At 76.0% G+C, this 25532-nt stretch carries 21 protein-coding genes; 13 read left to right on the plus strand and 8 right to left on the minus strand.

Going from position 1 to position 25532, the window contains the following annotated elements; genetic code table 11:
• Positions 1–300: 300 nt before the first annotated feature.
• Positions 301–4629 (minus strand): HAD-IC family P-type ATPase, encoded by a 4329-nt coding sequence (locus tag ACIA6T_RS30545; protein ID WP_399449741.1) that lies wholly within the window; start codon positions 4627–4629, stop codon positions 301–303.
• A gap of 24 nt (positions 4630–4653) precedes the next feature.
• Positions 4654–5427: a hypothetical protein gene (locus tag ACIA6T_RS30550; RefSeq protein ID WP_399449743.1), complete on the minus strand. Its 774-nt coding sequence runs from the start codon at positions 5425–5427 to the stop codon at positions 4654–4656.
• A 198-nt stretch (positions 5428–5625) separates the two neighbouring features.
• Between ACIA6T_RS30550 and ACIA6T_RS30555 the strand changes: the two genes are divergently transcribed.
• The 5 genes from ACIA6T_RS30555 to ACIA6T_RS30575 all read left to right on the plus strand — a co-directional run bounded on the left by ACIA6T_RS30555 (position 5626) and on the right by ACIA6T_RS30575 (position 10850).
• Entirely contained in the window at positions 5626–6315 is a 690-nt protein-coding gene (locus ACIA6T_RS30555) for a nucleotidyltransferase family protein (protein WP_399449744.1), read from the plus strand.
• Between the two features lie 21 nt (positions 6316–6336).
• Positions 6337–6621 carry a BON domain-containing protein gene (locus tag ACIA6T_RS30560; RefSeq protein WP_399449745.1) on the plus strand — a complete coding sequence of 95 codons (285 nt, stop codon included), beginning with the start codon at positions 6337–6339 and terminating at the stop codon, positions 6619–6621.
• Complete coding sequence (locus tag ACIA6T_RS30565) at positions 6618–7385, plus strand: metallophosphoesterase (protein WP_399449747.1); 768 nt, start codon at positions 6618–6620, stop codon at positions 7383–7385. Before ACIA6T_RS30560 ends, ACIA6T_RS30565 begins: the two co-directional genes overlap by 4 nt.
• A 271-nt stretch (positions 7386–7656) precedes the next feature.
• Complete coding sequence (locus ACIA6T_RS30570) at positions 7657–9321, plus strand: alkaline phosphatase D family protein (RefSeq protein WP_399449748.1); 1665 nt, start codon at positions 7657–7659, stop codon at positions 9319–9321.
• A gap of 158 nt (positions 9322–9479) precedes the next feature.
• Entirely contained in the window at positions 9480–10850 is a 1371-nt protein-coding gene (locus ACIA6T_RS30575) for a trypsin-like serine protease (protein WP_399449749.1), read from the plus strand.
• A gap of 302 nt (positions 10851–11152) precedes the next feature.
• Here the strand turns inward: ACIA6T_RS30575 and ACIA6T_RS30580 are convergent, their stop codons facing one another.
• Both ACIA6T_RS30580 and ACIA6T_RS30585 read right to left on the minus strand, forming a co-directional pair.
• A complete protein-coding gene (locus ACIA6T_RS30580; RefSeq protein WP_399449751.1) occupies positions 11153–11341 on the minus strand; it encodes a hypothetical protein in 189 nt (62 codons plus the stop codon).
• 122 nt (positions 11342–11463) lie between these two features.
• Positions 11464–12717: a cytochrome P450 gene (locus ACIA6T_RS30585; RefSeq protein ID WP_399449752.1), complete on the minus strand. Its 1254-nt coding sequence runs from the start codon at positions 12715–12717 to the stop codon at positions 11464–11466.
• Positions 12718–12889: 172 nt separating this feature from the next.
• Here ACIA6T_RS30585 and ACIA6T_RS30590 point away from each other — a divergent pair, with 172 nt between their 5' ends.
• The 7 genes from ACIA6T_RS30590 (at position 12890) to rfaE2 (ending at position 21162) form a co-directional block, all read left to right on the plus strand.
• Complete coding sequence (locus tag ACIA6T_RS30590; protein ID WP_399449754.1) at positions 12890–13393, plus strand: hypothetical protein; 504 nt, start codon at positions 12890–12892, stop codon at positions 13391–13393.
• Between the two features lie 271 nt (positions 13394–13664).
• Positions 13665–14627, plus strand: coding sequence for an NAD-dependent epimerase/dehydratase family protein (locus ACIA6T_RS30595; RefSeq protein WP_399449755.1), 963 nt, complete (start codon positions 13665–13667; stop codon positions 14625–14627).
• An 18-nt stretch (positions 14628–14645) separates the two neighbouring features.
• Positions 14646–16313: a carbamoyltransferase gene (locus tag ACIA6T_RS30600; protein WP_399449756.1), complete on the plus strand. Its 1668-nt coding sequence runs from the start codon at positions 14646–14648 to the stop codon at positions 16311–16313.
• Complete coding sequence (locus tag ACIA6T_RS30605; protein ID WP_399449757.1) at positions 16310–17374, plus strand: glycosyltransferase family 2 protein; 1065 nt, start codon at positions 16310–16312, stop codon at positions 17372–17374. Before ACIA6T_RS30600 ends, ACIA6T_RS30605 begins: the two co-directional genes overlap by 4 nt.
• 439 nt (positions 17375–17813) lie before the next feature.
• Entirely contained in the window at positions 17814–19061 is a 1248-nt protein-coding gene (locus ACIA6T_RS30610; RefSeq protein ID WP_399449758.1) for a glycosyltransferase, read from the plus strand.
• A gap of 74 nt (positions 19062–19135) precedes the next feature.
• Positions 19136–19762, plus strand: coding sequence for an SIS domain-containing protein (locus tag ACIA6T_RS30615; RefSeq protein ID WP_399449759.1), 627 nt, complete (start codon positions 19136–19138; stop codon positions 19760–19762).
• The gene (gene rfaE2 / locus ACIA6T_RS30620) at positions 19759–21162 is read left to right on the plus strand and encodes a D-glycero-beta-D-manno-heptose 1-phosphate adenylyltransferase (protein ID WP_399449760.1); all 1404 of its coding nucleotides are present in this window, start codon (positions 19759–19761) and stop codon (positions 21160–21162) included. Before ACIA6T_RS30615 ends, rfaE2 begins: the two co-directional genes overlap by 4 nt.
• Positions 21163–21320: 158 nt before the next feature.
• Here the strand turns inward: rfaE2 and ACIA6T_RS30625 are convergent, their stop codons facing one another.
• The 4 genes from ACIA6T_RS30625 to ACIA6T_RS30640 all read right to left on the minus strand — a co-directional run bounded on the left by ACIA6T_RS30625 (position 21321) and on the right by ACIA6T_RS30640 (position 24503).
• Positions 21321–22556 (minus strand): MFS transporter, encoded by a 1236-nt coding sequence (locus ACIA6T_RS30625; RefSeq protein WP_399449790.1) that lies wholly within the window; start codon positions 22554–22556, stop codon positions 21321–21323.
• Positions 22557–22916: 360 nt separating this feature from the next.
• Positions 22917–23480: a hemerythrin domain-containing protein gene (locus tag ACIA6T_RS30630; protein WP_399449761.1), complete on the minus strand. Its 564-nt coding sequence runs from the start codon at positions 23478–23480 to the stop codon at positions 22917–22919.
• Between the two features lie 94 nt (positions 23481–23574).
• Positions 23575–24108: a DoxX family protein gene (locus ACIA6T_RS30635; RefSeq protein WP_399449762.1), complete on the minus strand. Its 534-nt coding sequence runs from the start codon at positions 24106–24108 to the stop codon at positions 23575–23577.
• A gap of 71 nt (positions 24109–24179) precedes the next feature.
• Positions 24180–24503 (minus strand): hypothetical protein, encoded by a 324-nt coding sequence (locus tag ACIA6T_RS30640; RefSeq protein WP_399449763.1) that lies wholly within the window; start codon positions 24501–24503, stop codon positions 24180–24182.
• Between the two features lie 147 nt (positions 24504–24650).
• Here ACIA6T_RS30640 and ACIA6T_RS30645 point away from each other — a divergent pair, with 147 nt between their 5' ends.
• On the plus strand, positions 24651–25532 hold the full coding sequence (locus tag ACIA6T_RS30645) for a fructosamine kinase family protein (protein ID WP_399449764.1): 882 nt from the start codon (positions 24651–24653) through the stop codon (positions 25530–25532).

Genomic DNA, 25532 nt, shown 5'->3' on the forward strand with positions numbered 1-25532 from the left:
CTTCGGCGCCGGATGCGCCTGCCCGCGTCGGCGGGGTGCCGGGTGGGCGCCGGGGCGCCCCGCACTTCCAGTCTGGGCGCGGGACGCCGGATTCGCTCGGGCCGGGCGGTTCTCTGTCGGGCGGGCGGCTCACTTTGTGATTCCGCATCACGCGCTGTCGGGGTGTCCGGGCCTTTTTCGCCCCCGCCGCCCCTTCCCGTCCCGTCCCTGGGGGCTCCGCCCCCGGACCCCTTCGCGCAGTTCCCCGCGCCCCTGTGGCCCGCGCCCCTGTGGCCCGGCCCCCTTTGCGCCCTCGGGGGGTCAGGCCACCGGTCGGGCGATGCCGCTGTCCAGCAGGTGGCGGGCCTGCCTCATGGAGTCGGCGAGGCGCGGGGTGAGGCGGGAGGCGAGGGCGTACAGGCGCCGTACCGCTTCGAGGCGTTCCAGGCGCGGGGCGAGGGCCGACAGGGCGATGGCCAGGGCGACGCCCGCCCAGGCGACGGGGCCGAGCGGGACGCAGCCGAAGAAGTGGCTGACGCCCGGGGTCTGCACGAGGGCGGCGAGCACGGCGGCGGAGCCCAGGGCCGTCGCCCACACCAGGGGGCTGTGGCGGCGCCCGGAGAGGGTCTGTACCAGCTGGGCGCCGACCACTCCGCACAGGGCCATCGTGGTGGAGCGGCGTTCGGTGCCGGGGGTGAGGCGGCCGATCAGATAGGCGGTGACCGCGCCGAGGCAGGTGGTGACGCCGCGGCGCCGGACGGAGCGCAGCAGGGGCGCGCCGAGGACGTCGAGGCCCATCGGGCCGCTCGCGGCGTGCGCCGCCGTCGACGGGTCGTCGCTCGGGGTCACCGCCACCGCCATGGCGGGGAACATGTCGGTGAGCAGGTTGACCAGGAGGAGCTGACGGGTCGACAGCGGTGAGGAGCCGGCGAGCAGGGTGCCCAGCACGCTGAAGCCGACCTCGCCCGCGTTGCCGCCGATGAGGATGCTGACCGCGTCGGCGACGCTGCGCCACAGCGCGCGGCCCTCACCGACGGCGTCCACCAGGACGGACAGGTCGCCGGTGGTGAGCACCAGGTCGGCGGCGTTGCGGGCGGCGGCGGAGCCGCGGGCCTCGATGCCGACGCCCACGTCGGCGGCGCGGATGGCGGCGGCGTCGTTGGCGCCGTCGCCCGCCATCGCCACCACCCGGCCGGCCTGCTGCAGGGCCTCCACGACGTGGAGTTTCTGCTCGGGGGCGACGCGGGCGACGACTCCGGCGCCGTGCAGTGCGCGCACCCGGTCGGAGCGGCCCATGGCGACCAGGTCGTCCCCGGTGACCACCTCCGTCTCCTCGGGCCAGCCCAGTTGCAGGGCGATGGCGCGGGCGGTCTCCGGGTGGTCGCCGGTGAGCATGACGGGCAGGATGCCGGCCCGGCGCAGTTCGGCGAGCAGTTCCCGCGAGGTGTCGCGCGGCACGTCGGCGAGGGCGATCAGTCCGGCGAACTCCAGGTCGGCGAGGTCCGCGTCGAGTTCGGTGTCCGCGTCGGTCCCCCGGCGGGGACGCCGGGCGACGGCGAGGACGCGCAGTCCCTGGCCCGCCAGGGTGTGGGCGGTGCCGGCCGTCTCCTCGGGGAGGTCCCGGCAGGCGGGGAGGACCGTCTCGGGGGCGCCCTTGACGACGAGGAGTCCGGTGTCCGCGTCGCCGTCCCGGCCGACGGCCGCCGCGTAGCCGCGGCTGGCCTCGAAGGCCAGCTCGCCGTCGGCGGTCCAGCCGGCGTCGGGCGGGGCGACGTCGAGGACGGCCTCGTCGGTGGCGTGGGCGACCCGGCGTCCCTCTCCGGTCTCCTCCTGCGGACAGGCGCGCGCGGCGAGCCGTACGACCGGTACGGCGTCCTCGGCGTCCGGGGCGAGGACGGTGCCGTCGGCGGTGGCCACCCGGACCAGGCGGAGCCGGTTCTCGGTGAGGGTGCCGGTCTTGTCGAAGCAGACGGTGTCGACCCGGCCGAGCGCCTCCAGGGTGCGCGGGGTGCGGACCAGTACGCCCCGCCGGGAGAGCCGGCGGGCGGCGGCCATCTGGGCGACGGTCGCGACCAGCGGCAGCCCTTCGGGGACGGCGGCGACGGCCACGGCGACACCGCCGCTGACGGCACGCCGTACCGGGCTGCCGCGCAGCAGGGACAGGCCGGTGACCAGCGCACCGCCGGTGAGGGTCACCGGGAGGGCCTTGCGGGTCAGTTCCTGCAGACGGGCCTGGACTCCGGCGGGCGGCGGGACGCGGGCGGCCAGGGCGACGGCGCGGCCCGCCTCGGTGCGGTCGCCGGTGTCCACGACGAGCGCGTCGGCGCGGCCGGCCACGACGGTGGTGCCCTCGAAGACCATGCAGGTCCGCCGGGCGACCGGCGCGCCCGGGGTCGGGTCCAGGGTCTTGGTCACGGGCAGCGACTCGCCGGTGAGCGACGACTCGTCGACCTCCAGCCCGTCCGCCTCCAGCAGCCGCGCGTCCGCCGGTACGACGTCGCCGGCGCCGAGGCTGATCCGGTCCCCCGGCCGCAGCCGGGCGGCGTCGACGGTGACCGTGCCCCGGGAGGTGTCCTGCCGGCGGGCCTTGGGCCGCTGGTGGGCGGCGAGCCGGGCGAGCGCCCGTTCGGCGCGCAGCCGCTGGAGGCCGCCCGCGACCGCGTTGATGTCCATGGCGCCGACGACGAGCAGCGCGTCGACGAGCGAGCCGAGCAGCGCGGAGGCGACCGCCCCGGTGGCCAGGACGGGGGTGAGCGGGTCGTCGAGCTCACGGCGGACGGCGCCGGCCGCCTGCCAGGTCCAGCGGGCGGGGGCGGCCGCGGGCGTGCGGGTGAGCCGCGCGGCCCGCTGCCGGGAGCGTTCGGCGAGCAGGGCGAGTCCGGTGGGTTCGGCGTCGGTGCGGGTGCCGCGCAACAGCTCGTGCGCCTCGTGCGGTTCCAGGGCGTGCCAGGGCACGTGCAGCCGGGGTTCGGGCGGCGTGGCGCGGGCCACGCGCAGGCCTTCCGTCCAGCCGGTGAGCAGGGCGCCCGCCGCCGCGATGTTCACCGGGGCGTGCCGGGTGAGCCGCCGCCACAGCCGGCCGCCGGGTGTGCCGCCGCGGGCCACCATCAGCCCGGACAGGGCGGCGCCGGCCCGGGCCAGGGTCTGCGAGCGGCGGCCGACCCGGCGGGCCGCCGGAACGGCCGTCAGCAGGCGCCAGACGTCGGTCAGTTCGTTCGGGGCGAGCGCGTCGGCGCCCCAGGCGAGCGCCGAGCGCGCGTCCGTGAGGGCGATCGCCACATCGCCGGCGGGCAGCCCGTCCGCCACGTCGGCGTCGCCGTGCGCGGCCACGCGGGCGACGCTCACCACGATGTGCCCGTCGTTCTGCAGCGCCCGTACGACGTCGCCGAACGGCAGGTCGGCGGGGGCCGTCTCGTCGGCGAGGCGGGTGATGTCCTTCAGGTCGGAGCCGCCGGTGACCACGACGTGCAGTCCGGCCCGGCGGGCCGCGTCGAGGACGGCCTCGGCGCAGGGGTCGACGGGGTCCTCGAACAGCGCGGGCTCTCCGTCGGCGGGCCGCGTCCGGCCGCGCAGCGCGTCGGCGTGCAGGACCAGGGAGTCGGCGATCTCCAGCTGCCGCAGCCGCTCGGCGCTGCGGACCAGGACGCCGGACCGGGCGAGGTGGGTGCCGAGGACCGCGCCGAAGGCGGCGGGACCGTAGCGCGCCGCCTTGGGGGAGCCGGCGAGGACGGCTTCGGCCGCCTCCCGGGTGTCGTGGGTGATGAGGAGGGTGGCGGCGGCGCCCGCGAGGCTGCCGGTGCCGGCGTGGGCCGCGTACGCCTGGGCGGGCGTCACCCGCAGGGGCGGGCGGGTGCCGGCGGGGCAGGGGATGCTGGTGCGCCGTTCGAGGCAGACGTCGTCGTGCAGGGCCTCGAAGGCGGCGGCCCGCGCGGTCGCCTCGGTCAGCTGGCCGGTGCGCAGCAGTCCGTCGAGTACCAGGGACGCCGGGGACTGTCCGGCGCCGTGCGCGGCGGCGTTGGCGGCGGCGAGGAGGAGTTCCGTTCCGCCGCGGCCGAACCGCTGCCGCAGCAGGGCGCGGAAGCGGGGGTTCTCGCGCAGCAGGGTGACGGCTGCGGTGACCGCCTTGGGGCTGCGGGGCAGGCGCAGTGACCGGCCGGCCAGGGCGCCGGCCGCGCCGGCGACGTCCAGCAGCAGCGCGGTGGCGGCGACCCGCACCTCGCGGGGGTCGCCGGGGTGGGCCGTGTCGTCCTCGTCCTCGGGGCCGGCGTCCTCGGTCAGCCCGAGGCGGGCGGCGAGCGCGACGGCACGCTCGGTCACACGGTCGCCGGCCGCGTCCGTCACGGCGGTCACCACGAGCCGGGACAGTCCTTCGTCCCAGTACGCCGTCAGCACGTCGGGGTGGTCGAGCAGTTCGGCGGCGACCTCGCGGGCGAGCGGGGCGGCGGCGCCGTCCGGGTGCCGCAGGGCCAGGTGGACACGGTGTCCGGCCCGCCAGTGCCGGTCGCCGCCGAGAGCGTTGCGGGCGACGTGGCCGAGGCGGCGCGTCGTGTCGTGGACGGACGTCATGCCCTGTGCGGTGCCGCGGGCGGCGCCTGCGGCGACTCCCGCCACGGCCCCCGCGAGAGGGGCGACGTCGAAGCGTGTGAGCATCTGCGGGGTCCTGTTGATCGTGGCTCAGCCGGTGTGGCGGGCGTCGCGCGACCACCCGGGGGTGTTGTCCCGGTCCGGGCCGGGGCCGGGGTTCCCGCCGTGGTGCCGGGCGGCACCGGCGACCTGCTCGGCCGTGCCACCCGCCTCGGCGGACTGTTCGCGCACAGGGGACTCCGCCCGGCCACCCCGCTCGTGGGAGGGGTCGGGGTGGGAGCCGTGGTGCCGGGTGGCGTCGGCGACCTGTTTGAGGGCCGAGGCGGTGGCGGTGTCGCCCACCCTGGCGGGCTGGTCGCGCACGGGGTGCTCCGTACGGCCGGTGCGGTCGCGGGAGGGGGTGAGCCGGTCACCGGGGCCCGCGGGCGGGCGGTCGGCCGGTGTTCCGCGCCGTCCGTCCGCGTCGGCCGGCGGCTCCGCGCCCGGCTCGCCGTCGAGCCGTCGTGCGGGGCTCTCCCCGTCGCCGCCGTCGAGCCGTCGTGCGGGGTCTTCCCCGTCGCCGCCGTCGGACCGCTGGGCGGGGCGCGGCTGGGTGAGCCAGGCGACGGCCGCGCCGGTCAGCGCCACCGGCCATTCGACGACGCCGGCCACGCCGAGCACCCCGGCTCCGGCGTAGACGGCCATCCGGCGTCCGCGCGGGGAGACCGCGCCGATCGCGTCCAGGGCGCCACCGGTCACCCTCCCCACCTGCTCCGCGCCCGGCAGATGCCGCAGGCCCGAGGCGACGGCCCGCAGGGGCTGCGGAAGATCGGACGGACGGGACGTGTCCTGCTCCATGTCGGCCTCCACGGGCGAGTCCCTCACGGGCACTCATCACCTTCCCTGCCTTTCCCCTCATATTCAGACGTAAAAGGGCAAAGCGCCTTTCTTGTGCGCCCTCGGCGGCGAGGACGCCGCCTTCCCCCCGTGCCCGTGTCGGAACGGGCACGCCGGGTACTAGGTGCAGGCACACACAGGCACACGGCGGACGCGCGGACCGTCCGGTCGGAGAAAGGAGTGGTCATGACGGAGAACGGCGAGGACGCCACGCTCGCCCGGCCCCCGGGGACCCGGGAGCTCCGTCTGGCCACGGGCACTCCGGGACCGGTGCCGGCGCACACCGTGCGGAGCGGCGCGCGGGACCAGGAGGACGACCCCGAGCTGCCCCGCGACCGCAATCAGGCGATCCTGGAGGCGGCCAAGCAGGTCGGCGCGGTGCTCAAGCGGGGCGGGCACCTGTTCGCCCTGGCCGGCAGTGTCGCCGTCCACGCCCACGGCGGCAGCGGGAACCTCCAGCACGACGTCGACTTCTGCGTCCGGCCCGAGGACGCCGAGTCGGTGGCCGCCACGCTCCGCGAGGCCGGGCTGACGGTGTACGCCCCGCCCGAGGACTGGCTGATCAAGGCCACCTGCTTCGGCCAGGACGTCGACCTCATCTTCGAGCTGGCGCACCGGCCCGTCTCCACCGAGATGCTCCGGCGGGCGTCGGAACTGCCGGTGGAGTCGGTGCGCATGCCGGTCCTGGCGCCCACCGATCTGCTGACCGGCCTGCTGGCCGCCTTCTCGGAGCACCACTGCGACTTCGGGGCCGTCCTGCCCATCGCCCGCGCCCTGCGCGAGAAGGTCGACTGGGAGCGGGTACGGCGCGACTGCGGGGACGAGCCCATGCCGGCCGCCTTCTTCTTCCTCCTGGAACGCCTGAACGTCATCTGAACGTCCGCGGAAGGAACGCTCATGAACACCCAAGACGCCGGATCCGCAGGCGGCACACCGGCGGCGGGCCCGGAGTACCGCGTCGCCCACCTCCAGGACCGTCTCGCCTCCGGCGAGCTCGGCGAACTCGGTGTGCGGGTCGAGGTCCGCGGCAAGGCCGTACTGGTCACCGGGACCGTCCCCTCCGCCCAGTGCCGCGAGGACGTCCTGAGCACCGTACGGGAGGAGCTCGCCGGGCTCGAGGTGCACTGCGACGTCGTGATCAGCGAGACCTCGTCACCCGATCACGCGGAGGAACTGTCATGATCCGGATCGCCGCCGTCGGGGACATCCACATGAGCCCCGACACCCGGGGCTCGCTCCGCCCCGCGTTCGACACCCTGCCCGAGTGCGCCGACCTCCTGCTGCTGGCCGGGGACCTCACCCGGCACGGCACCGTCGAGGAGGCCCGCGTGGTGGCCGACGAGATCCGGGGCCTGGGCGTTCCCGTGGTCGCCGTGCTCGGCAACCACGACCACCACGACGACCGGCAGGACGAGGTCACGGCCGTCCTGCGGGACGCCGGCGCCCATGTCCTGGAGGGGGAGTCGGCGGTCGTACGGGCCGGTGACGCGCGCGTCGGGGTGGCCGGTACCAAGGGGTTCGGCGGCGGGTTCGTCGGGGCGAGCGCCGGGGAGTTCGGCGAGCCGGTGATGAAGGAGTTCGTGCGCCTCTCCCGCCGGTGCGCCGACGGCCTGCGGGCCTCGCTGGAGAAGCTGGACCAGGAAGGCTGTGACGTCCGGATCGCCCTCACCCACTACTCCCCCGTGCCGGAGACCCTGGCCGGGGAGCCGCTGGAGATCTATCCGTTCCTGGGCAGCTATCTGCTGGCCGAGGCGATCGACACGGCCGGCGCCGATCTCGCCGTGCACGGGCACGCGCACGCCGGCAGTGAGCACGGCATGACGACGGGGGGCGTGAAGGTGCGCAACGTCGCCCAGCCGGTCATCGGCCGCGCCTTCCACGTCTACCACCTGCCGGTCCGCGACCGTGTGGGCGCCGGCACCGGCACGGGGGCGGCCACCGCCTGAGCCCGCCCACCGCCCCACCACCCCAGCGCCGCCGGTCGCACCGGCGGCGCTTCTCTCTGCCCCGGGGCCGGGTCCGTACGGGGCCTCTCGGGTGAACACCCCGCAAGGCGCGCACCTTTCGCGCGTTTTGTCTGCTTAACATGCTGGCTCCGTGTCCCGTGATCCTCGTCGCCCCGCACGCCCCCGGAGCACGGTCGCGCTCGCCTGCCCGCGTCGCCGCCGGCCCGCGCCTCGCGTCCTTCCCCGCCGACCCCGTACGAGAGGACACCAGATGGCGCTGCCGGGCCGTACCGGACCGTCGTCCGCGCTCGCCCTCACCCCGCACGACGCCGAACTGCGCGCCGCCGCACGGCATCCGGCCCGCCGCCGCTTCCTCACCCTCACCGCCGCGGCCGCCGCCCTCGCCTTCACCACCAACCTCCCCGCGCGCGGCGCCTTCGCCGCGCGCCGGCTCGACGCGGCCCGCCTCACCGAGGACCCGTTCACGCTCGGCGTCGCCTCCGGGGACCCGCTGCCCGACTCGGTGCTCATCTGGACCCGGCTGGCCCCGGCTCCCTTCGAACCGGACGGAGGGCTCGGGCAGCAGCGGGTGGAGGTCTCCTGGGAAGTCGCGCTCGACGAGTCCTTCGCCCTGGTCGTGCGGCGGGGCACCGCCCTCGCGCATCCCGAGTACGCACACAGCGTGCGCGCCGACGTGAAGGGCCTGGAAGCGGACAGCCACTACTACTACCGGTTCCGCGCGGGCACCTGGATCAGCCCCACCGGCCGCACCCGTACCGCTCCCCCGGCCGGCGCCGGCACCGCGGGCCTGAGACTGGCGGCGGTCGCCTGCCAGGCGTACCACGACGGCTACTACACGGTGCACCGGCACCTCGCGCAGGAGGACGTCGACGTGGTGTTCCACCTCGGCGACTACCTGTACGAGTACGCCGTGAACTCCGCGGGCGGCGCCCGCGGTTACACCGACGTCGTGCTGCCGTCCGTGTTCGACCGCGAGACGACGACCCTGGCGGACTACCGGATGCGCTACGCGCTCTACAAGAGCGACCCCGACCTGCGGGCCGCGCACGCCGCCCACCCGTTCGTCGTCACCTGGGACGACCACGAGACCGAGAACAACTACGCGGGAGCGATCGACGAGAACGGCAGCGATCCGGCGCTGTTCCTGACCCGCCGCGCCGCCGCCTACCGCGCCTGCTGGGAGAACCAGCCGCTGCGCGCCGACCAGCTTCCCGAGGGCCCCGACGCCCAGCTGTTCCGCCGGCTGCACTGGGGCACCCTCGCCCAGTTCGACCTCCTCGACACCCGCCAGTACCGCTCCGACCAGGCCCACGACGACACCCCGCACGTGCCCGGGCCCGAGTCGGACGACCCGGCGCGCACCCTCACCGGGGACACCCAGGAGCGCTGGCTGCTCGACGGGTGGGGCGCGTCGACGGCGCTGTGGAACGTGATGCCCCAGCAGGTGTGCTTCTCCCAGCGCAAGCTGGACCTGAACGACGGGGCGAAGGTCTCCATGGACGCCTGGGACGGCTACCGCGCCGGTCGCGGCCGGCTGGTCGCGGGCGCGAAGGCGGCCGGTGTCGAGAACTGGCTGGTCCTCACCGGTGACGTCCACGTCGCGTACGCCTTCGACATCAAGGACGACTTCGACGACCCCGGCTCCGTCACTCTGGGCACGGAGCTGACCTGCACCTCCGTCGCCAGCGGCCGCGACGGCGCGGAGCACCCGGCCAACTGGGACACCTACCTGCGGGCCAACCCCCACCTGAGGTTCTACGACGGCCGGCGCGGCTATGTGCGCGTCGAGCTGGGCCGGGAGAACGCGCGGGCCGATTTCCGTGTCGTGCCGGTCGTGACGACGCCGGGCGCCGCCGTCTCCACGGCCGCCTCCTTCGTCACCGAGGTGGGCTCGCCGGGTCTGACGCCGGTGTGACCCGTCCGGGTGGCCGCCGGCGCGCGCCGGTACTGCACTCGGGCCCGTTCCGGGTCACCGATGCGGTGAATCCGGCGTGTCCCCACATCGTGCCGGGTGTCACGGGCAAGGTCTGAGTCGCCTCCGCAGCTTCGCCACCCTTGAAGGAGACGTACCGAATGGTCCTCAGACACGCCCGGGCCGCGCGCCGGTCGGCGTTCACGGCGCTCGGCGCCCTCGTCCTCGCCGGGCTCCCCTGTGCCGCGGCGGCCGATGCCACGCCCGCGGCGGGACCGACGCCCGGCGCCGCCCAGACCCTGGGTGCCGACCGGCCGTCGCCCCATCTGCTCGCCGCCCTCCGGCGCGACCTGAAGCTGGACGAGGCCCAGGCCTCCGAGCGGCTGGTCAACGAGGCCGAGGCGGGTTCCCGGGCGGGCCGGCTGCGCAACGCGCTCGGCGACCGGTTCGCCGGTGCCTGGGTGCGCGGCAGGACGGCCGAGCAGCTCACGGTCGCGACCACCGACGCCGAGGACGTGCCGGCCATCGAGGCCCAGGGCGCCACCGCCAAGGTGGTCCGGCGGACACTGGCCGGCCTGGAGGCGGCCAAGGCGAAGCTGGACGCGGCGGCCGAGCGCGTCAAGACCCTCGACACGCCCGTCTGGTACGTCGACGTACCGGAGAACCGGATCATGGTGCAGGCGACGAGTCAGGAGGCCGGCAACGCCTTCGTCGAGGCCGCGGGGCTCGAAGGCGCGGACGTCGGCATCCGGATGACGACGGTACGGCCGCGCCTGCTGCAGGACATCACCGGCGGCGACGCCTTCTACATCGACGACGCCGCGCGCTGCTCGGTCGGCTTCTCCGTGACCCGGGGCGAGCAGCCGGGCTTCGTCACCGCCGGTCACTGCGGCAGGGCCGGCGCGACCACGACCGGGTACGACCGCACCGCGCAGGGCGTCTTCCAGGCCTCCGTCTTCCCCGGCGAGGACATGGCGTGGGTGGCGACCGATGACCAGTGGACGCCCACGCCCGACGTCAAGGCGCAGGACGGCCAGGAGGTTCAGGTCACCGGTTCGGCGCAGGCCCTCGTCGGGGCGTCGGTGTGCCGTTCCGGCTCGACCACCGGATGGCACTGCGGGACCATCGAGCAGCACGACACCAGCGTGAGCTACCCCGAGGGCAGGGTCGACGGGCTGACCCGGACGACGGTGTGCGCCGAGCCGGGCGACTCCGGCGGGCCGTACGTCGCGGGCGCGCAGGCGCAGGGGGTCACCTCCGGCGGTTCCGGTGACTGCGCCAGTGGCGGTACGACGTTCTACCAGCCGGTCAACCCGATCCTCGGCGACTTCGGGCTCACCCTGACCACCGCCGCCGCGCAGACGGCGCCGGACCAGCAGGAGGGCGGCGCCGAGGCGTGGACCGCGGGCCGGGTCTACGAGGTGGGCGCCACGGTGACCCGTGACGGTGTGACGTACCAGTGCCTGCAGACCCACCAGGCCCAGGGCGCGTGGGCGCCCGCCGGCACTCCGGCGCTGTGGCAGCGGCTGTGACGGCATGACCGTACGGGGGGGGGGGGGGGGGGCGCGGGGGGGCCGCCCCCCCCCCCGCCGCCCGCCCCCCCCCCCCCCCCCCCCCCCCCCCCCCCCCCCCCCCCCCCCCCCCCGTTCCCGGGCGCGGCCGTCACCACTCCGCTTCCGTGAGCAGGGCGTACGCCGTGGCCACGAACGGGTCGTGGGCGCGGAAGCGGCGGGTGCAGACCGGAGACCACACCGGAGGCGAGGTCCTGCACCGCGGCCTGCAAGCGGGCCGAAGTGCCTGACTGCTCCATGTCATCTGCTCCCGTCGATCCCGTTCAGCCCTTCTTCGGGCGCGGGGTCGGCGGCGACAGCAGAGCCGCGCCTCCGCAGGCGACGACGGCCAGCGCGGCGCACTCAAGGCTGTCGCGGTACACACCGTCGGTCTCGGCCGGGTCGAGTGCCGCCTCGATGCCGGCGCTCCGGATTCCGGTGAGTTCCTCGGTGACCTTCTCGTCGGGACGCATGACACCCTCTCCCTGAGGTGGAGCGATCACCTCCCCCCAGGTTCACCCACATCAAACAAATCGCTCCACTTTTCCCGGACTTGTTTTCGTCACTTCCTCAACAGGCCGGGAGCGTACGGGCGTCACGAGGAGACGGCGGGCGGGCGTACGCCGGACAGGAGCACGCCGCTGTGCGGGCGGGTCGGGACCCGGTGCAGCGGGATCGCGAGATTCTGCTCCGGCACCGTGTACTCCATCCGGGCGAGCCGCACCGCGAGCGCCTCCAGCACGCCGACGGTGATGCCCTCGCCGGGACAACGGTGGCCGGCGGCCGGGTCGCCGCCGCCCTGCGGGATCAGTTCGTCGCGCTCCACGGGCCGTTCGAGGAAGCGCCGCGGGCGGAAGGCGTACGGATCGCCCCACAGCGACTCGTCGTGGTTCTGGCCGTACACGTCGAGCACCACCAGTCCCCCGGCCGGGACCCACTCGCCCCGCCAGTACAGGTCCCGGGCGGCCAGACCGCCGAGGAACGGCACGAACGGGTAGAAGCGGCGCACCTCGTGGGCGAACGCGGTGGTGAACGGGACGTCCCCGTCCGCCAGGGGCGCCCGGTGCTCGGGCCACTTGTGCAGGGCGTGCGCGGTGAAGGCGACGAACCAGGCGACGGCGGTCGTCGGGCGGACGACGTTGAGCAGTTCCACCGCGGCCGTCTTCCCGTCGAGCGGCCCGCCGTCCGCGTCGCGGTGCCGGCACACCAGGTCGAGGACCGAGTCCTCGGGGGCGGTGACCGTGCCGGACCGTATGTCCCGCACCAGCCGGCCCAGCCGGTCCTCCTGCCGGGCGCGGGCGCGCCGGGCCCGCAGGTGGCGCGGTCCGGCGGTGGCGAAGCCGTCGACCATGGCGATCATGTCGCGGGCCGTCGCCTCCGCGTCGGCGTCGTCCAGCGGTATGCCGGCCCACCGGTGGACCCCGGTGGTGAGCACCGTGGCCGCCTCGTCGAACAGCACGACGGAGCCGCGCCGGCCCCAGGCGGGTACGGCCTCGTCCCAGGCCTCGGTCACATGGCCGACGAGGCCGGCGATCCGGCCGGGTTCGAGCAGCGGCAGGAACAGGGACTTGCGGGTGCGGTGGGCGACGCCGTCGAGCGTGTGCACCGCCTCGTGGCCGAACAGGGTGGCGAGCACGGGTTCGGGGATGGCGCGGTGCCGGTGCACGTTCTGTTCGTCGTAGAAGAACCGCACCGCTTCGGGGCCGCGCAGGGCGAGGGCGGGCCGGCCCAGGATCCGGGTGCGGACCACGGGGCCGGGGGTGTCGCGCATCCGGTTGGGCAGCCAGGCGTAGCCCTCGGCCAGCAGCGGCAGGGTGCGGTCGAGCAGGGGGCGGCTGAGTACGTCCATCGGCGTCGGGTGCCCCGGGGGGAGGGCGGGACACTCCGGGCGGGGCGGGGCCACCCGTTCGGATGTGGCCGAGGCCACGTGCCGGAGGAGGTCGGGGTCATACCGGGACGGGTGGGGCGGCGGCTAGCGTTCCGTGCGGTCCTTTCACCCCAGCGGTTCGGGCGGCCCGGCAGTGCAGGCAGATCTCTCACCGGTCATCGCGGCGACGGCGCGGTGGCTGACGTGTTCCTTTCCCGCGCCCGGCGGGGCGCTGGCCGTCGCGCTGTGCGAGGCGCAGGCGCGGCAGGCGGTGACCGTCGCGGCGCGGCTGCGGTATCCGACGGAGATGGACGCCGCCCTGGTCGGGCTGGCGGGGCCGGGGGGTTCGGGGCGGCTCGACTGGGTGACCGGGGCGGATGCGGAGGGCTCGGGCGAGGCGTGGCGTACGTGGGTCGACGAGGTGGTGGCGAGCTGGGCGGTGTGTCTGCTGGCCGATCCCGGGCTGGCCGGTCTCGCGGTGAGCGCGCTCACGGGGGGTGCCGTGCCGGCCGAGTTCCGTCGGCTGGTCGCGCCCGATGAGGCGGATCGCCGGGCGGCGGCACTGCTGCGGCATCCGGATCTGGTGGCTCCGGTGGCGGGGCTTCACCAGTCGGCGCTGCTGAGCCGGCTGGATCCGGACACCACCCTGGTGGTCTGACTTCGGCGTTTGCCGGGGCCCGATGCTGTGGCTGGGCGGGGGTGGGTCGCGCGGCCCGGCGCTTACGGGGCGCCGTCGCGCCCACCCGTGCCGCCCTGCGGCACGACTGCCCGCGGGAACGGCGGCACGCGACTGCCCACGGGAACGGCGGCACGCGACTGCCCGCCCCAGCGGCACGATTGTCCGCGGTGGACATGATCACCCTGTGTCACTCACTGGAATGCAGTAGGCGAGCGGGCCGGGGGTGGGGGGCGGGGGCAGGGTGGGCGGTATGAGTACCGTCATATCGCGGAAGTGGGAGCACGCCGTCGTCACCGGTGGGGCGGGATTCGTCGGGTCCCATCTGTGTGCCGCCCTGCTCGACGCGGGCGCCGCCGTCACCTGCGTGGACGACCTCAGCACCGGCCGCCCGGAGAACATCGCCCCGCTGCTCGAACGGCCCGGGTTCACGCTCGTGCGGGCCAACGTGGCGCGGGAACTGCCGGTCGACCGGCCGGCCGACCTGGTGCTGCACTTCGCCTCCCCCGCCTCCCCGGCGGACTATCTGCGGCTGCCGCTGCACACCATGGAGACGGGCAGTCTCGGCACCCGCAACGCCCTGAAGCTCGCCCAGGACGCCGAGGCCCGCTTCGTCCTCGCCTCCACCTCGGAGGTCTACGGCGACCCCCAGCAGAACCCGCAGGACGAACGGTACTGGGGCCACGTCAACCCGGTCGGCCCGCGCAGCGTCTACGACGAGGCCAAGCGCTTCGGCGAGGCGCTGACCACCGCCCACGCGGAGGCCCGCGGCACGGACACCTGCATCGTGCGGCTGTTCAACACCTACGGCCCGCGGATGCGCGGCCACGACGGCCGCGCCGTACCGACCTTCGTCCGGCAGGCCCTGGCCGGCGAACCCCTCACCGTGACCGGTGACGGACTGCAGACCCGCTCGCTGTGCTACGTCGACGACACGGTGGCCGGCGTCCTCGCGGCGGCCGCCCACGGCATGCGCGGCCCCGTCAACATCGGCAACCCCGGCGAGATCACCATGCTGGGCCTGGCCCGTCTCGTCGTCGCGCTCGCGGGTTCCCGCTCGGAGGTCCGCTACATCGAACGCCCGGTGGACGACCCCGCCGTGCGCTGCCCGGACATCACGCTGGCCCGCGACAAGCTCGGCTGGGAGCCCCAGGTGGCCGTCGAGGAAGGGCTGCGCCGCACGATCGACTGGTTCCGCGCCGAAGTCCGCCGCTGAGCGAAAGGCCCGTCCGCCATGCGCATCCTCGGAATCAACGCCCTCTTCCACGACCCCGCGGCCGCCCTGGTGATCGACGGCCGGACCGTCGCCGCCGCGGAGGAGGAGAGGTTCTCCCGGCGCAAGCACGGCAAGCGCCCGCTGCCGTTCTCCGCCTGGGAGCTGCCCGGTCAGGCCGCCGCCTGGTGTCTGAAGCGGGCCGGGCTGCGTCCGGAGGACCTCGACGCGGTCGCCTACTCCTTCGACCCGGCACTGGCCCGCCCCGCCGACGCGATGGGCCTGGACGACCCGTGGGACCACCTGCGGCTCACCTACGCGCGGGAGGCCCCCGGCTTCCTGCGGACCGCGCTGCCCGGACTCGACCCCGGCCTCGTCCGCTTCGTACCGCACCACATGGCGCACGCCGCCTCCGGCGCCTTCGCCGCGCCGGACGCCGGGGACTGCTCCGTGCTCGTGCTGGACGGCCGCGGCGAGCGCGCCTCGCACCTCGCCGCCCGCCGGGTGCGCGACCGGCTCGAGCCGCTGCGCGCCCAGGACCTCCCCCACTCGCTCGGCCTGGTCTACGAGGAACTCACCGAGCACCTCGGCTTCCTGCGCTCCTGTGACGAGTTCAAGGTGATGGCCCTCGCCTCCCACGGCACCCCGCACATGCTGCCCGAACTGCGCCGGTACGTGTATCCGACCGGCGACGGCGGCTTCCACGCCACCGGTGTGCCCTGGCACGAGATGTGCGTGCCGCGCGGCCCGGACGAACCCTGGACCCAGGACCACGCCGATGTCGCCGCGAGCGCGCAGGCCGTGCTGGAGGAGACCCTGCTGGACCTGGCGCGCTGGCTGCACGGCCGTACCCACCACTCCGTGCTCGCCCTCGCCGGGGGCGTCGCCCTGAACTGCGTCGCCAACTCCCGCATCGCCCGTGAGGGCCCGTTCTCCCGGGTGTGGGTGCAGCCCGCGGCCGGGGACGCGGGGACCGCTCTCGGCGGCGCCCTGCTGCTGTCCGCCGGCGCCGGTGACGGACCCGAGCCCATGACCGGCGCCGACCTCGGCCGGGACTGGTCCGACGCGGAGCTGGGGGCGTGGCTGAAGACGGCCTCCGTCCCCTTCGAGCGGCCGGCGGACATCGCCGCCACCGTGGCCCGGACCCTGGCCGGCAACGGCGTCGTCGCCTGGTTCCAGGGGCGCAGCGAGTACGGGCCCCGGGCGCTCGGCCACCGCTCGCTGCTGGCCCACCCCGGACACGCGGGCAACCTGGAGCGGCTCAACGACGTCAAGGGACGCGAGCAGTTCCGGCCGGTGGCGCCGATGGTGCTCGCCGAACGGGCCGCCGAGATCTTCGACGGGCCGCTGCCGAGTCCGTACATGCTGTTCGTGCACGACGTGGCCCCCGCCTGGCGGGACCGTATCCCGGCCGTGGTGCACGTCGACGGCACCGCCCGCATCCAGACGGTCGATCCGGCGCGCGAGCCCCTGGTGGCGCGGATGCTGGGCGAGTTCGAGCGGCTGACCGGGCTGCCCGTGGTCGTCAACACCAGCCTCAACACGGCGGGCCGGCCCATGGTGGACGACCCCCGCGACGCCCTGGAGTGCTTCGGCTCCTCCCCCGTCGACCTCCTGGCCATCGGCCCGTACGCGATCCGGCGCGGCGATCTGTTCCGCTCCGGCGACGCCGGCGGGGGGTCCCGGTGACCGGGCCGGCCGCCCCGGACGGGGAGTACGCGGTGGTGGTGCCGACGCTCGGCAGGCCCGGCCTCGGCCGGTGTCTGCGGGCGCTGGCCGAGGCGGACGGGCCCGGCCCGGTACGGGTCGTGGTGGTCGACGACCGCCCGGACCGGGCCGGTGCGCCGCTGACCGCCGCCGTCCCGCCGTCACTGCGCTCGCGCACCCTCGTCGTACCCGGCGGGGCGCGGGGTCCGGCCGCCGCCCGCAACACCGGATGGCGGGCCGCCGGGGACGCGCCGTGGGTCGTCTTCCTCGACGACGACGTGGTGCCCGGCCCCACCTGGGCCGACGACCTGGCGCTCGACCTCGCCGGGGCGAGCGTCGCGACCGCCGGGATCGCCGCCCGGATCGAGGTGCCCCTGCCGCCGGACCGGCCGCCCACCGACTGGGAGCGGGGCACCGCCGGGCTGGCCCGGGCCCGCTGGATCACCGCCGACATGGCGTACCGGCGCCGGGCGCTGGAGGCCGTAGGCGGCTTCGACGAACGGTTCCGCAGGGCCTTCCGGGAGGACGCGGACCTGGCGCTGCGGGTGCTCGACGCCGGCTGGACCCTGTCCGAGGGCCGTCGCACCACCGCCCACCCGGTGCGGCCGGCCGGGCGCTGGATCTCCGTACGGCTCCAGGCGGGCAACGCCGACGACGTGCTGATGACCAGGCTGCACGGGCGCGGCTGGTGGCAGCGGGCGGAGGCACCGCGGGGCCGGCTGCCCGCGCATCTGGCGCTGACCGCGGCGGGCCTGACGGCGGCGGGCTGTCTGCTGTCCGGCCGGCCGCGTACGGCGGTGGCGTGTGCCACCGGGTGGCTGGCGGGGACCGCCGAGTTCGCCCTCGCCCGGATCCTGCCGGGTCCGCGCACCCGCGACGAGATCGTCACGATGGCCCTCACCAGCGTGCTCGTCCCGCCCGCCGCGACCTGGCACTGGCTGCGCGGCCACGTCCTGCACCGCACGGCACGGTCCCGCCCGCACCGGGCCGGTTCCCCCGCGCCCGCGCACTCCCCGTCGGCCGGCGAACGGCTCCTGTCGTGACCCGCCCGTCCCGCCGGCCGCCCCCGGTCGCGGCCCCTCCGTCCGCGGCCCTCCGCGACCGTGCCGCCGGCCCCGCCGAGACCGCGTCCCGGCCGACGGGACACACGGCCTCCACCGCGCCGGCCCCCCGCACCCGGGCCGTAAGCCGCCCGGCCCACCCACCGTGCGGCCGGGGTGCCCGTCCGGTCGTGACCTCCCGCGACCGCGCCGCCGGGTCCCCCGAGACCGCGTCCCGGCCGACGGGACACACGGCCTCCCCCGCGCCGGACCCCCGCACCCGGGCCGTAAGCCGCCCGGCCCACCCACCGTGCGGCCGGGGTCGTCCGGTCCGGCGGACGACCGCGGCCGGGACCGCCGGCGTCCGGCCGCGGCGGTGGGCCGGGGTGCCCAGGAACATTCCGCCGTGGCCTGTGCCGCGACCGATCACGGAGGTGCGCCCATGACCCCCGCTTCCGGCCCGCTCGCCCCGGGCGTGCTGTCCATCGCCCTGGTCTCGGAGCACGCGAGCCCGCTCGCCGCCCTCGGCGGGGTGGACGCCGGCGGGCAGAACGTCCATGTCGCCGCCCTGGCCGGGGCGCTCGCCGACCGCGGCCACCGCGTCACCGTGCACACCCGCCGCGACGCGCCCGGGCTGCCCGACCGGGTGCCCCTGCGCGAGGGTGTCGAGGTGCACCACGTCCCGGCGGGCCCCGCCGAGCCGGTCCCCAAGGACCGGCTGCTGCCGTACATGGACGAGTTCGGGCGCCGACTCGCCCGGGAGTGGCGGGCGCGCACCCCGGACGTTGCGCACTCGCACTACTGGATGTCGGGGCTGGCCTCGCTGGGGGCGGCCCGGGAGCTGGGGCTGCCGCTGCTGCACACCTGTCACGCGCTGGGCACGGTGAAGCGCCGGCACCAGCGGGCCGCCGACACCAGTCCGCCGGAGCGGATCGGCTGCGAGATCGAGGTGGGGCTGGGCTGCGACCGGATCGTCGCCACCTGCCGGGACGAGGTCGCCGAGCTGGTCCGGATGGGTGTGCCGGCGCACCGGATCGGGGTCGTGCCGTGCGGTGTCGACACGGACCGGTTCGCACCGGTGGGTCCGGTCGCGCCGCGCGGCCCGTTCCGGTACCGGCTGGTGCAGCTCGGGCGGCTGGTGCCGCGCAAGGGCGCCGCGGTGTCGGTGGCCGCGCTGGCACGGCTGCCCGGCACGGAGCTGGTGGTGGTCGGCGGGCCCCCGCCGGAACTCCTCGGCGAGGACCCGGAGGTGCGGCGGCTGCGCGGCGTCGCGCGGGACGCCGGGGTCGCCGGCCGGGTCCGGTTCACCGGCGGGGTGGACGCCGGGCGGGTGCCGGCGCTGCTGCGCTCCGCCGACGTGGTGCTGTGCCCCGCCGACTACGAGCCCTTCGGGATCGTCCCGCTGGAGGCCATGGCCTGCGGCCGTCCGGTGGTGGCCACCGCGGTCGGCGGCCAGCTCGACACGGTCGCCGATCCGGGCACCGGCCGGCTGGTGCCGCCCGGCGACCCGGAGGCACTGGCCGGGGCCGTGGCCGGGCTGCTCGCCGATCCGGCGGCCCGGGAGGCGTGCGGGGTGGCCGGCCGTCGCCGGGTGCTCAGCCGCTACGGCTGGGCGCGGGTCGCCGCGGCCACCGAGGCGGCGTACTGCGAGGTCCTCGACGCCGAGCCCGCCGCGACCGGGACCGGCTGAACCGCCGACGTCCGACGTTGGAAGGAGGTGCGGGTGCCGCCGCCGTCCCCCCGAGGCGGTGCGCCCGGGACGCCATGACCGAAGACTCCGTCCTCGAAGCCGCCCAGCTGCACTGCCGGTCGCTCCAGGAGGCCCTCGACGGCTTCCGCCGAAGCGGCCTGCCCCGGATCGCCGACTGGGGCGGACGCCTCGCCGCCGTGCTCACCGACGGCGGACGGCTGCTGGCCGCCGGCAACGGCGGCAGCGCCGCCCAGGCCCAGCACCTGACCGCCGAGCTGGTCGGCCGCTACCGCCGGGAGCGGCGCGCCTATTCGGCGCTCGCCCTGCACGCGGAGACCTCCAGCGTCACCGCCATCGGCAACGACTACGGCTTCGACCACGTCTACGCCCGCCAGGTGACCGCCCACGGGCGTCCCGGCGACGTGCTGATGCTGCTGTCCACCTCGGGGCGCAGCGCCAATCTGATCGCGGCGGCGGTGACGGCCCGGCGGGCCGGGCTGCGGGTCTGGGCGCTCACCGGACCCGGCCCGAACCCGCTGGCGGAGGCCGCCGACGAGGCGCTGTGCGTGGCGGCGGGCAGCACCGCGACCGTCCAGGAGACGCATCTGGTCGCCGTACACCTGCTCTGCGAGTGTTTCGACGCCGCCGTGGCCGCGCCCCTCGCGCGCGGTGCGGTGGCCGTCCCCGGGAGGATGTCATGACCGGTCCGAAGCCGCTGGTGGTGGTGGGGGACGTCCTGCTCGACGAGGACATCGAGGGGGTCGCGACCCGGCTGGCCCCGGACGCGCCCGCCCCGGTCGTCGACGTCACCGGTGACCGCCGGCATCCGGGCGGGGCCGGGCTGGCCGCCGCGCTCGCGGCCCGCGGCGGCCGGGACGTGGTGCTGGTGACCGCGCTCGGCGACGACCCGGCCAGCGAGGCCGTACGCCGGGAGCTCAGCGGCCGGATCCGGCTGCTGGAGCTGCCGCTGCACGGCACGCTGCCGGTGAAGACGCGGGTGCTGGCGGACGGGCGGCCCGTGGTGCGCATCGACCGGGGCGGCGGGACGCCGGGCGAGCCGGACGACGCGGTGCGCGAGGCGCTCGCGGGCGCGCACGCCGTCCTCGTCGCGGACTACGGACGGCACACCGCGGGGGCCGTGCGTCCGCAGCTGGAGGACGCGGCCCGGCACACGCCGCTGGTGTGGGACCCGCATCCCAGGGGCGACCCGCCGGTGCCGGGGGCGCGCCTGGTCACGCCCAACGCGGCGGAGGCCGTCGCGCTGTGCGCCGGTTCGCCGGGGGCGTCGTTGGGTGCCTTCGCCGAGCGCGGGGCGGAGCTGGCGGAGCGCTGGCGGGCGGCGGGCGTCGCGGTGACGCTCGGCGAGCGCGGGGTGCTGCTGACCCGGCCGGGCGGGGGTACGCCGATGCTGATCCCGGCGCCGTTCCGGGCGGACGGGGATCCGTGCGGCGCGGGTGACTGCTTCGCCGCGACGACCGTCGCCGCGCTGGCCGACGGGCTGCTGCCGGAGGAGGCGTTGCAGCGGGCGGTCACCGAGGCGGCGGCGTTCGTCGCGGCGGGCGGGGCGGGGAACCCTGACCTGTGGCACGCGCCGGCCGTGCCCGGTCCCGCGCACGGGTCCGCCGCCGACGCGTTCGAGCTGGCGGAGGGGGTGCGGGCGCGCGGGGGGACGGTGGTCGCCACGGGGGGCTGCTTCGATCTGGTGCACGCCGGGCACGTCGGGCTGCTGGAGAGCGCGCGGCGGGTCGGGGACTGTCTGATCGTGTGCCTGAACTCCGACGCGTCGGTCGCCCGGCGGAAGGGGGCGGGGCGGCCGCTGACGCCGGTGGCGGACCGGGCGAGGGTGCTGGCGGCGCTGGGGAGCGTGGACGCGGTGGTGGTGTTCGAGGAGGACACGCCCGAGGTGGTGCTGGGGCGGTTGCGGCCGGATGTGTGGGTGAAGGGTGGGGACTACTCCGTGCAGGAGTTGCCGGAGGCGGAGGTGGTGCGGGCCTGGGGTGGGCAGGCGGTGGTGCTGCCGTATCTGGACGGGCGGTCCACGACCGCGCTGGCCCGGCGGGCGGCGCGGGCGGCGGTTGCCCTTCGGACGTCGGACGGGTGAGCGGGGGCGGGGAGATTTTTCGCCCCCGCCGCCCCTTCCCTCCCCCACTCTCGACTTCGCTCGAGCGGGAGGGACCCCCATCGTCCCCGGGGGCTGTGCCCCCGGCCCCCCTTCGGCCCTGAACGGGCCTCGTCCTCAAACGCCGGACGGGCTGATGGTCACGCCGCTGTTTCCAGGGCCTCGGGGCGGAGAACGACCGGGGCCCGGGTGCGGCGGGTGTGGAGGAGGTGGCCTGCCGCTATCGAGCCGGCGACGATCAGGCCGCCGGTGATCAGGGCGCCGCGGGGGCCGGCCAGTTCCATGAGGAGGCCCAGGGCGGGCGGGCCGCCCAGGCTCCACACCGTGCCGACGCTGCCCCAGACGCCGAGGACGCGTCCGCGCAGATGGGCGGGCGGGTCGGTCTGCAGGACGGCCGTTCCTGCGGTGTCGGAGACGGACTCGACGACGGCCATGGGCAGCACCAGCACCAGCAGCACGGCCAGCGACGGTGACATGCCCGCCACCACCTGCAGCAGCGCGCCCGTCGCCGCGAGGGCGCCGACCAGCCGCACGGACGGCCGGCGCAGCCGCGCGCCGAGCACCGCGCCGAGGATGCCGCCGACCGCGAGGACGGTGGACACCGTGCCGAACGCCCCGGCGCCGCCCGCGAGCGGCCCGGTGACCAGGACGGCGAGGGTGAGCCCGTAGTTGCGGCCGAAGACCGCGCTGATCCCGGTGACCCCGGCGAGCGCGAGCAGTCGCGGCCGGCGGGCGAAGAAGGCGATCCCCTCGCGGACGGTCATGGCGTTCTGCGGGCGCTTGTCCCTCTCGCCCTTCTCGTCCCTCTCGACGACGTGCCGGACCGCTCCTGCCGCCGGGCGCAGGAAGGGGATGACCGCGGTCACGAACAGGAAGGAGAACCCGTTGGCGAAGTAGGCGGCGGCGGTGCCGAGGAACCCGACCGTCACCCCGGCGAGCGCGGCGCCCGCGAGCCGGCCCGCGTTGAACACCAGCGCGCCCACGCCGATGGCGGAGGGCACGTCCTCGGCGGGGACGAGGTCGTTGCCCAGCAGGGCGCACGCCGGGTTGTCGACGGTGGCGATCATGCCGGTGACGGCGGCCAGCACCATCAGGGACGTCATGTCGAGCCGGTCCAGTGCCACGAGGGTGGCCGTGGTGAAGGCGATGACGGCCAGCAGGGCCTGGCTGACGGCGGCCGTCGGCTTCCGCGGCCAGCGGTCGACCGCCGCGCCGCCGAGGACGCTCATGAGCAGGGCCGGTGCGGCCTGCACGGACATGGACAGACCCGTGGCGGCGGCGGACCCGGTGATCTGGAGGACCAGCAGGTTCTGCACCGTGAGCTGCATCCACGTACCGGCGTTGGACACGAAGTTCGCGACGGACCACCAGCGCATGCTGCGGTGCCGCAGGGAGCGCCAGGGCGAGCGGGACCCGGACTGGACCGGGGGGAGCGAGGAAGACACAGGTGCGCTACTCGGGAGGACGAGTCGGAGGACTCAGCGGAGGGGCGCGGGAAGCGGAACGCCGGCTGCGCTGCGCGGCGGTTCCCGTCGCCCGGAAGGGCGCGGCCCATCGTGGCAGAAGGGACCGCCGAGTCGGTTCCGAGCAGCCGGTGACCAGGGGGACGCGGGCGTCAAATGTGCCCTCGCACGGGGGACTTGGGCTGTGAGTGCGGTTGCTCACAAGGACGGGGGAGGGGCCCGTCACCTGTGTGACGGGCCCCTCCCCCGGTGTCCCCGCGTGCGCCCCTGGCGTCAGCCGAGCTTGCCGCGTCCGCTCAGCGCGTCCCGGACCCGGTCGACCATGCCGGCGCCCGGTGCCAGCAGCTTGTTCGCCGGGGGCTTGTCCGGGGCGGACGGGTGCGGCCGGGTCGGGGCCGTCTTCTTCGCCTGCCGGACCTTGTCACCGAGCCGGTCGAGTGCCTCCGGGGAGCAGGAGGCGCGCAGCATCGGGAAGAGGTTCTGCTCCTCGTCGGCGACGTGCTCGCGGATCTCGCTCATCAGCGCGCCGATGAGCCGGTCGAACTCGGGGTCGCCGGCGTCGCAGCCCTCCAGGTCCTTCATGGTCCGCTCGGCCGTGGCGTGGTCCTCGAGCTCACGGTCGGCCAGCGCGTCCCCGTTCTCCACGTGCTCGCGCACGGCCGGGTAGAGGTACGCCTCCTCGGCCACCGAGTGCCGGACCAGCTCGATGGTGGCCTGGTCGGCGTACGTCTTGCGGTCCTTGTGGCCGGGCGGCAGTGCCTCGATCTTGCCGAAGAGCTCCTCGACTTCCCGGTGATCGGTCACCAGTTCGTCGATGACGTTGCCTCCGTGTCCCATGTCCTTCTCACCTCCGGTTCGTGGTGGCACCCGGCCGGGTCCACCCGCCGACGACGAGTCCCCCCGACTCCGGGGAGTTAACGCGGTCCGCGCGTCAGCGGGACAGCTTGGCCCGGACCCGGCCGGCCGCCGCGCCGGGCCCGGCCCCGGCCCGGACGGACCGGCGTACGAGGTGGGCGTCACGGCGCAGGTCATGGGCGGCGTGCCGGCTCCGCCAGAGCAGTGAGGGGGCGGCGCCGGTGTCGTCGGCGGCGATCAGCAGACCGCCGAGCATCGACAGGTTCTTCAGGAAGTGGATGCGCTGCTGCATGCGCTGACCTGGGTCCTCCTCCTCCCAGAAGCGGTGGGCGGCCAGCGTCGTGGGCACGAGCGTGACGGCGACGGCGAGCGCCGCCGGGCGGGACAGGCGTCCCGTGGCCAGCAGCAGTCCGCCCACGACCTGGACGGCGCCGCTGAGGCGTACGGCGTCCTCGGTGCGGTCCGGCAGCGCCGCGACCCGGTCGGTGACGGGCTTGACGACGGACTCGGCGACCGGGGCGACGTTCTGGGGGTTGCGGACGGAATCCAGCCCGCCCGCGACGAACATCGACGCCAGCATCGGCCGGCCGAGGACGCGCAACAGACTCATGCCTTCTCCTGGAGGTATGGGTGGTGGAGTGCGCCGGGTTCCCCGCCGGGCGGGGACCATTCGGCGCGCCCTCACCAGAAGCGGGTGGTGAGCGCGGGCCGGTGGACGGCCTGGACGGCGTCGCGCAGGCACAGGGCGACGCCGATGACGGTGCGCAGGGCCGAGGGCCGTACGGTCTGGGCGGTCTCCGTGGCCAGGACCAGCAGGCAGCCCGCCGCCTGTTCCACCACGGACACCGGGAGGGTGTAGTCGCTGTCGGCGGCCTCGCGGAACGCCTTCAGCGGGATTCCGGCGCCGTCCACGGTCCGCCGGGCGGCCTGCTCCAGATGGTGCGCGGCCTGTTCGCACAGCGTGGCGGGCAGGGTGAGGGTGCGCTGGAACGATGAACTCGTCATGCTCCGAGTGCTCCCCCGGCGCGGTTTCCTTCGATCGGCGGCGGCCGGGATTTCACCGTACCGCGTGACCGGCCGGCGGCGGACGCGGGCGTGCGGGGAGCCCATACCCTGGGCACGACCGCTCGCCCGTACGTGAGGAGTCCGCCCATGAGCTTCCCTCCCGGTCCGACCGTCCGGGACGGTGACGGGCCCGGCGCCGTGGCGGCCCGGTTCACCGGGCGGGCGGTGACCGGTGTGCGTACGCTGTCCGGCTCACTGGCCGAGGTCGCCCTCGACGACGGCCGGGTGGTGGTCGTCAAGAGCGCCGAGGGAGCGGAGGCCGCGCGCGCCGAGGCGGCGGGGCTGCGCTGGCTGGCCGGGGCCGGGACGGTGCGGGTACCGGTGGTGCACGGTCACGACGCGTACCGGCTGGTCGTCGACCGGGTGGCGCAGGGTCCGCCCGGGCGGGAGGCGGCGCTGCGGTTCGGCCGGGAGCTGGCCGCGCTGCACGCCGCCGGCGCGCCGGCCTTCGGGGCGCCGCCGCCGGGCGGCCCGGTGGAGGCGTTCATCGGGCTCGCCCCGATGCGCAACGTCACCGGCGACGACTGGCCCGGCTGGTACGCCGGGCACCGGGTCCTGCCGTATCTGCGCCGGGCGGTCGACGACGGCACCGTCACCGCCGGTGAGGCGGGTGTCGTCGAGCGGGTCTGTGAGCGGCTGCCGGAGCTGGCCGGTCCCGCCGAGCCGCCCGCGCGGCTGCACGGCGACCTGTGGAACGGCAATGTGCTCTGGGGCGCCGACGGGCACGTCCGGCTGATCGACCCGGCCGCCCACGGCGGGCACCGGGAGACCGACCTCGCGATGCTCGCCCTGTTCGGCTGCCCCCATCTGGAGGCGGTGCTGGACGGCTACCGGGAGGTGGCGCCGCTCGCCGACGGGTGGCGGACGCGCGTCGGCGTGCACCAGCTGTTCCCGCTGCTGGTGCACGCCGTGCTGTTCGGCCGCGGTTACGCCGGGCGGGCGCTCGCGGTGGCGCGGTCGGCCGGGTGA

This window comes from Streptomyces sp. NPDC051740 (assembly GCF_044453165.1).
GTDB classification, from domain to species: Bacteria; Actinomycetota; Actinomycetes; order Streptomycetales; family Streptomycetaceae; genus Streptomyces; species Streptomyces atrovirens.

Bases quoted from the DNA above. Each gene is read 5' to 3' on its own strand.
- ACIA6T_RS30545 (WP_399449741.1), bottom strand. From the start codon at position 4,629: ATGCTCACACGCTTCGACGTCGCCCCTCTCGCGGGGGCCGTGGCGGGA.
- ACIA6T_RS30555 (WP_399449744.1), top strand. From the start codon at position 5,626: ATGACGGAGAACGGCGAGGACGCCACGCTCGCCCGGCCCCCGGGGACC.
- ACIA6T_RS30560 (WP_399449745.1), top strand. From the start codon at position 6,337: ATGAACACCCAAGACGCCGGATCCGCAGGCGGCACACCGGCGGCGGGC.
- ACIA6T_RS30565 (WP_399449747.1), top strand. From the start codon at position 6,618: ATGATCCGGATCGCCGCCGTCGGGGACATCCACATGAGCCCCGACACC.
- ACIA6T_RS30570 (WP_399449748.1), top strand. From the start codon at position 7,657: ATGGCGCTGCCGGGCCGTACCGGACCGTCGTCCGCGCTCGCCCTCACC.
- ACIA6T_RS30575 (WP_399449749.1), top strand. From the start codon at position 9,480: ATGGTCCTCAGACACGCCCGGGCCGCGCGCCGGTCGGCGTTCACGGCG.
- ACIA6T_RS30580 (WP_399449751.1), bottom strand. From the start codon at position 11,341: ATGCGTCCCGACGAGAAGGTCACCGAGGAACTCACCGGAATCCGGAGC.
- ACIA6T_RS30585 (WP_399449752.1), bottom strand. From the start codon at position 12,717: ATGGACGTACTCAGCCGCCCCCTGCTCGACCGCACCCTGCCGCTGCTG.
- ACIA6T_RS30595 (WP_399449755.1), top strand. From the start codon at position 13,665: ATGAGTACCGTCATATCGCGGAAGTGGGAGCACGCCGTCGTCACCGGT.
- ACIA6T_RS30600 (WP_399449756.1), top strand. From the start codon at position 14,646: ATGCGCATCCTCGGAATCAACGCCCTCTTCCACGACCCCGCGGCCGCC.
- ACIA6T_RS30610 (WP_399449758.1), top strand. From the start codon at position 17,814: ATGACCCCCGCTTCCGGCCCGCTCGCCCCGGGCGTGCTGTCCATCGCC.
- ACIA6T_RS30615 (WP_399449759.1), top strand. From the start codon at position 19,136: ATGACCGAAGACTCCGTCCTCGAAGCCGCCCAGCTGCACTGCCGGTCG.
- rfaE2 (WP_399449760.1), top strand. From the start codon at position 19,759: ATGACCGGTCCGAAGCCGCTGGTGGTGGTGGGGGACGTCCTGCTCGAC.
- ACIA6T_RS30625 (WP_399449790.1), bottom strand. From the start codon at position 22,556: ATGCGCTGGTGGTCCGTCGCGAACTTCGTGTCCAACGCCGGTACGTGG.
- ACIA6T_RS30630 (WP_399449761.1), bottom strand. From the start codon at position 23,480: ATGGGACACGGAGGCAACGTCATCGACGAACTGGTGACCGATCACCGG.
- ACIA6T_RS30635 (WP_399449762.1), bottom strand. From the start codon at position 24,108: ATGAGTCTGTTGCGCGTCCTCGGCCGGCCGATGCTGGCGTCGATGTTC.
- ACIA6T_RS30640 (WP_399449763.1), bottom strand. From the start codon at position 24,503: ATGACGAGTTCATCGTTCCAGCGCACCCTCACCCTGCCCGCCACGCTG.
- ACIA6T_RS30645 (WP_399449764.1), top strand. From the start codon at position 24,651: ATGAGCTTCCCTCCCGGTCCGACCGTCCGGGACGGTGACGGGCCCGGC.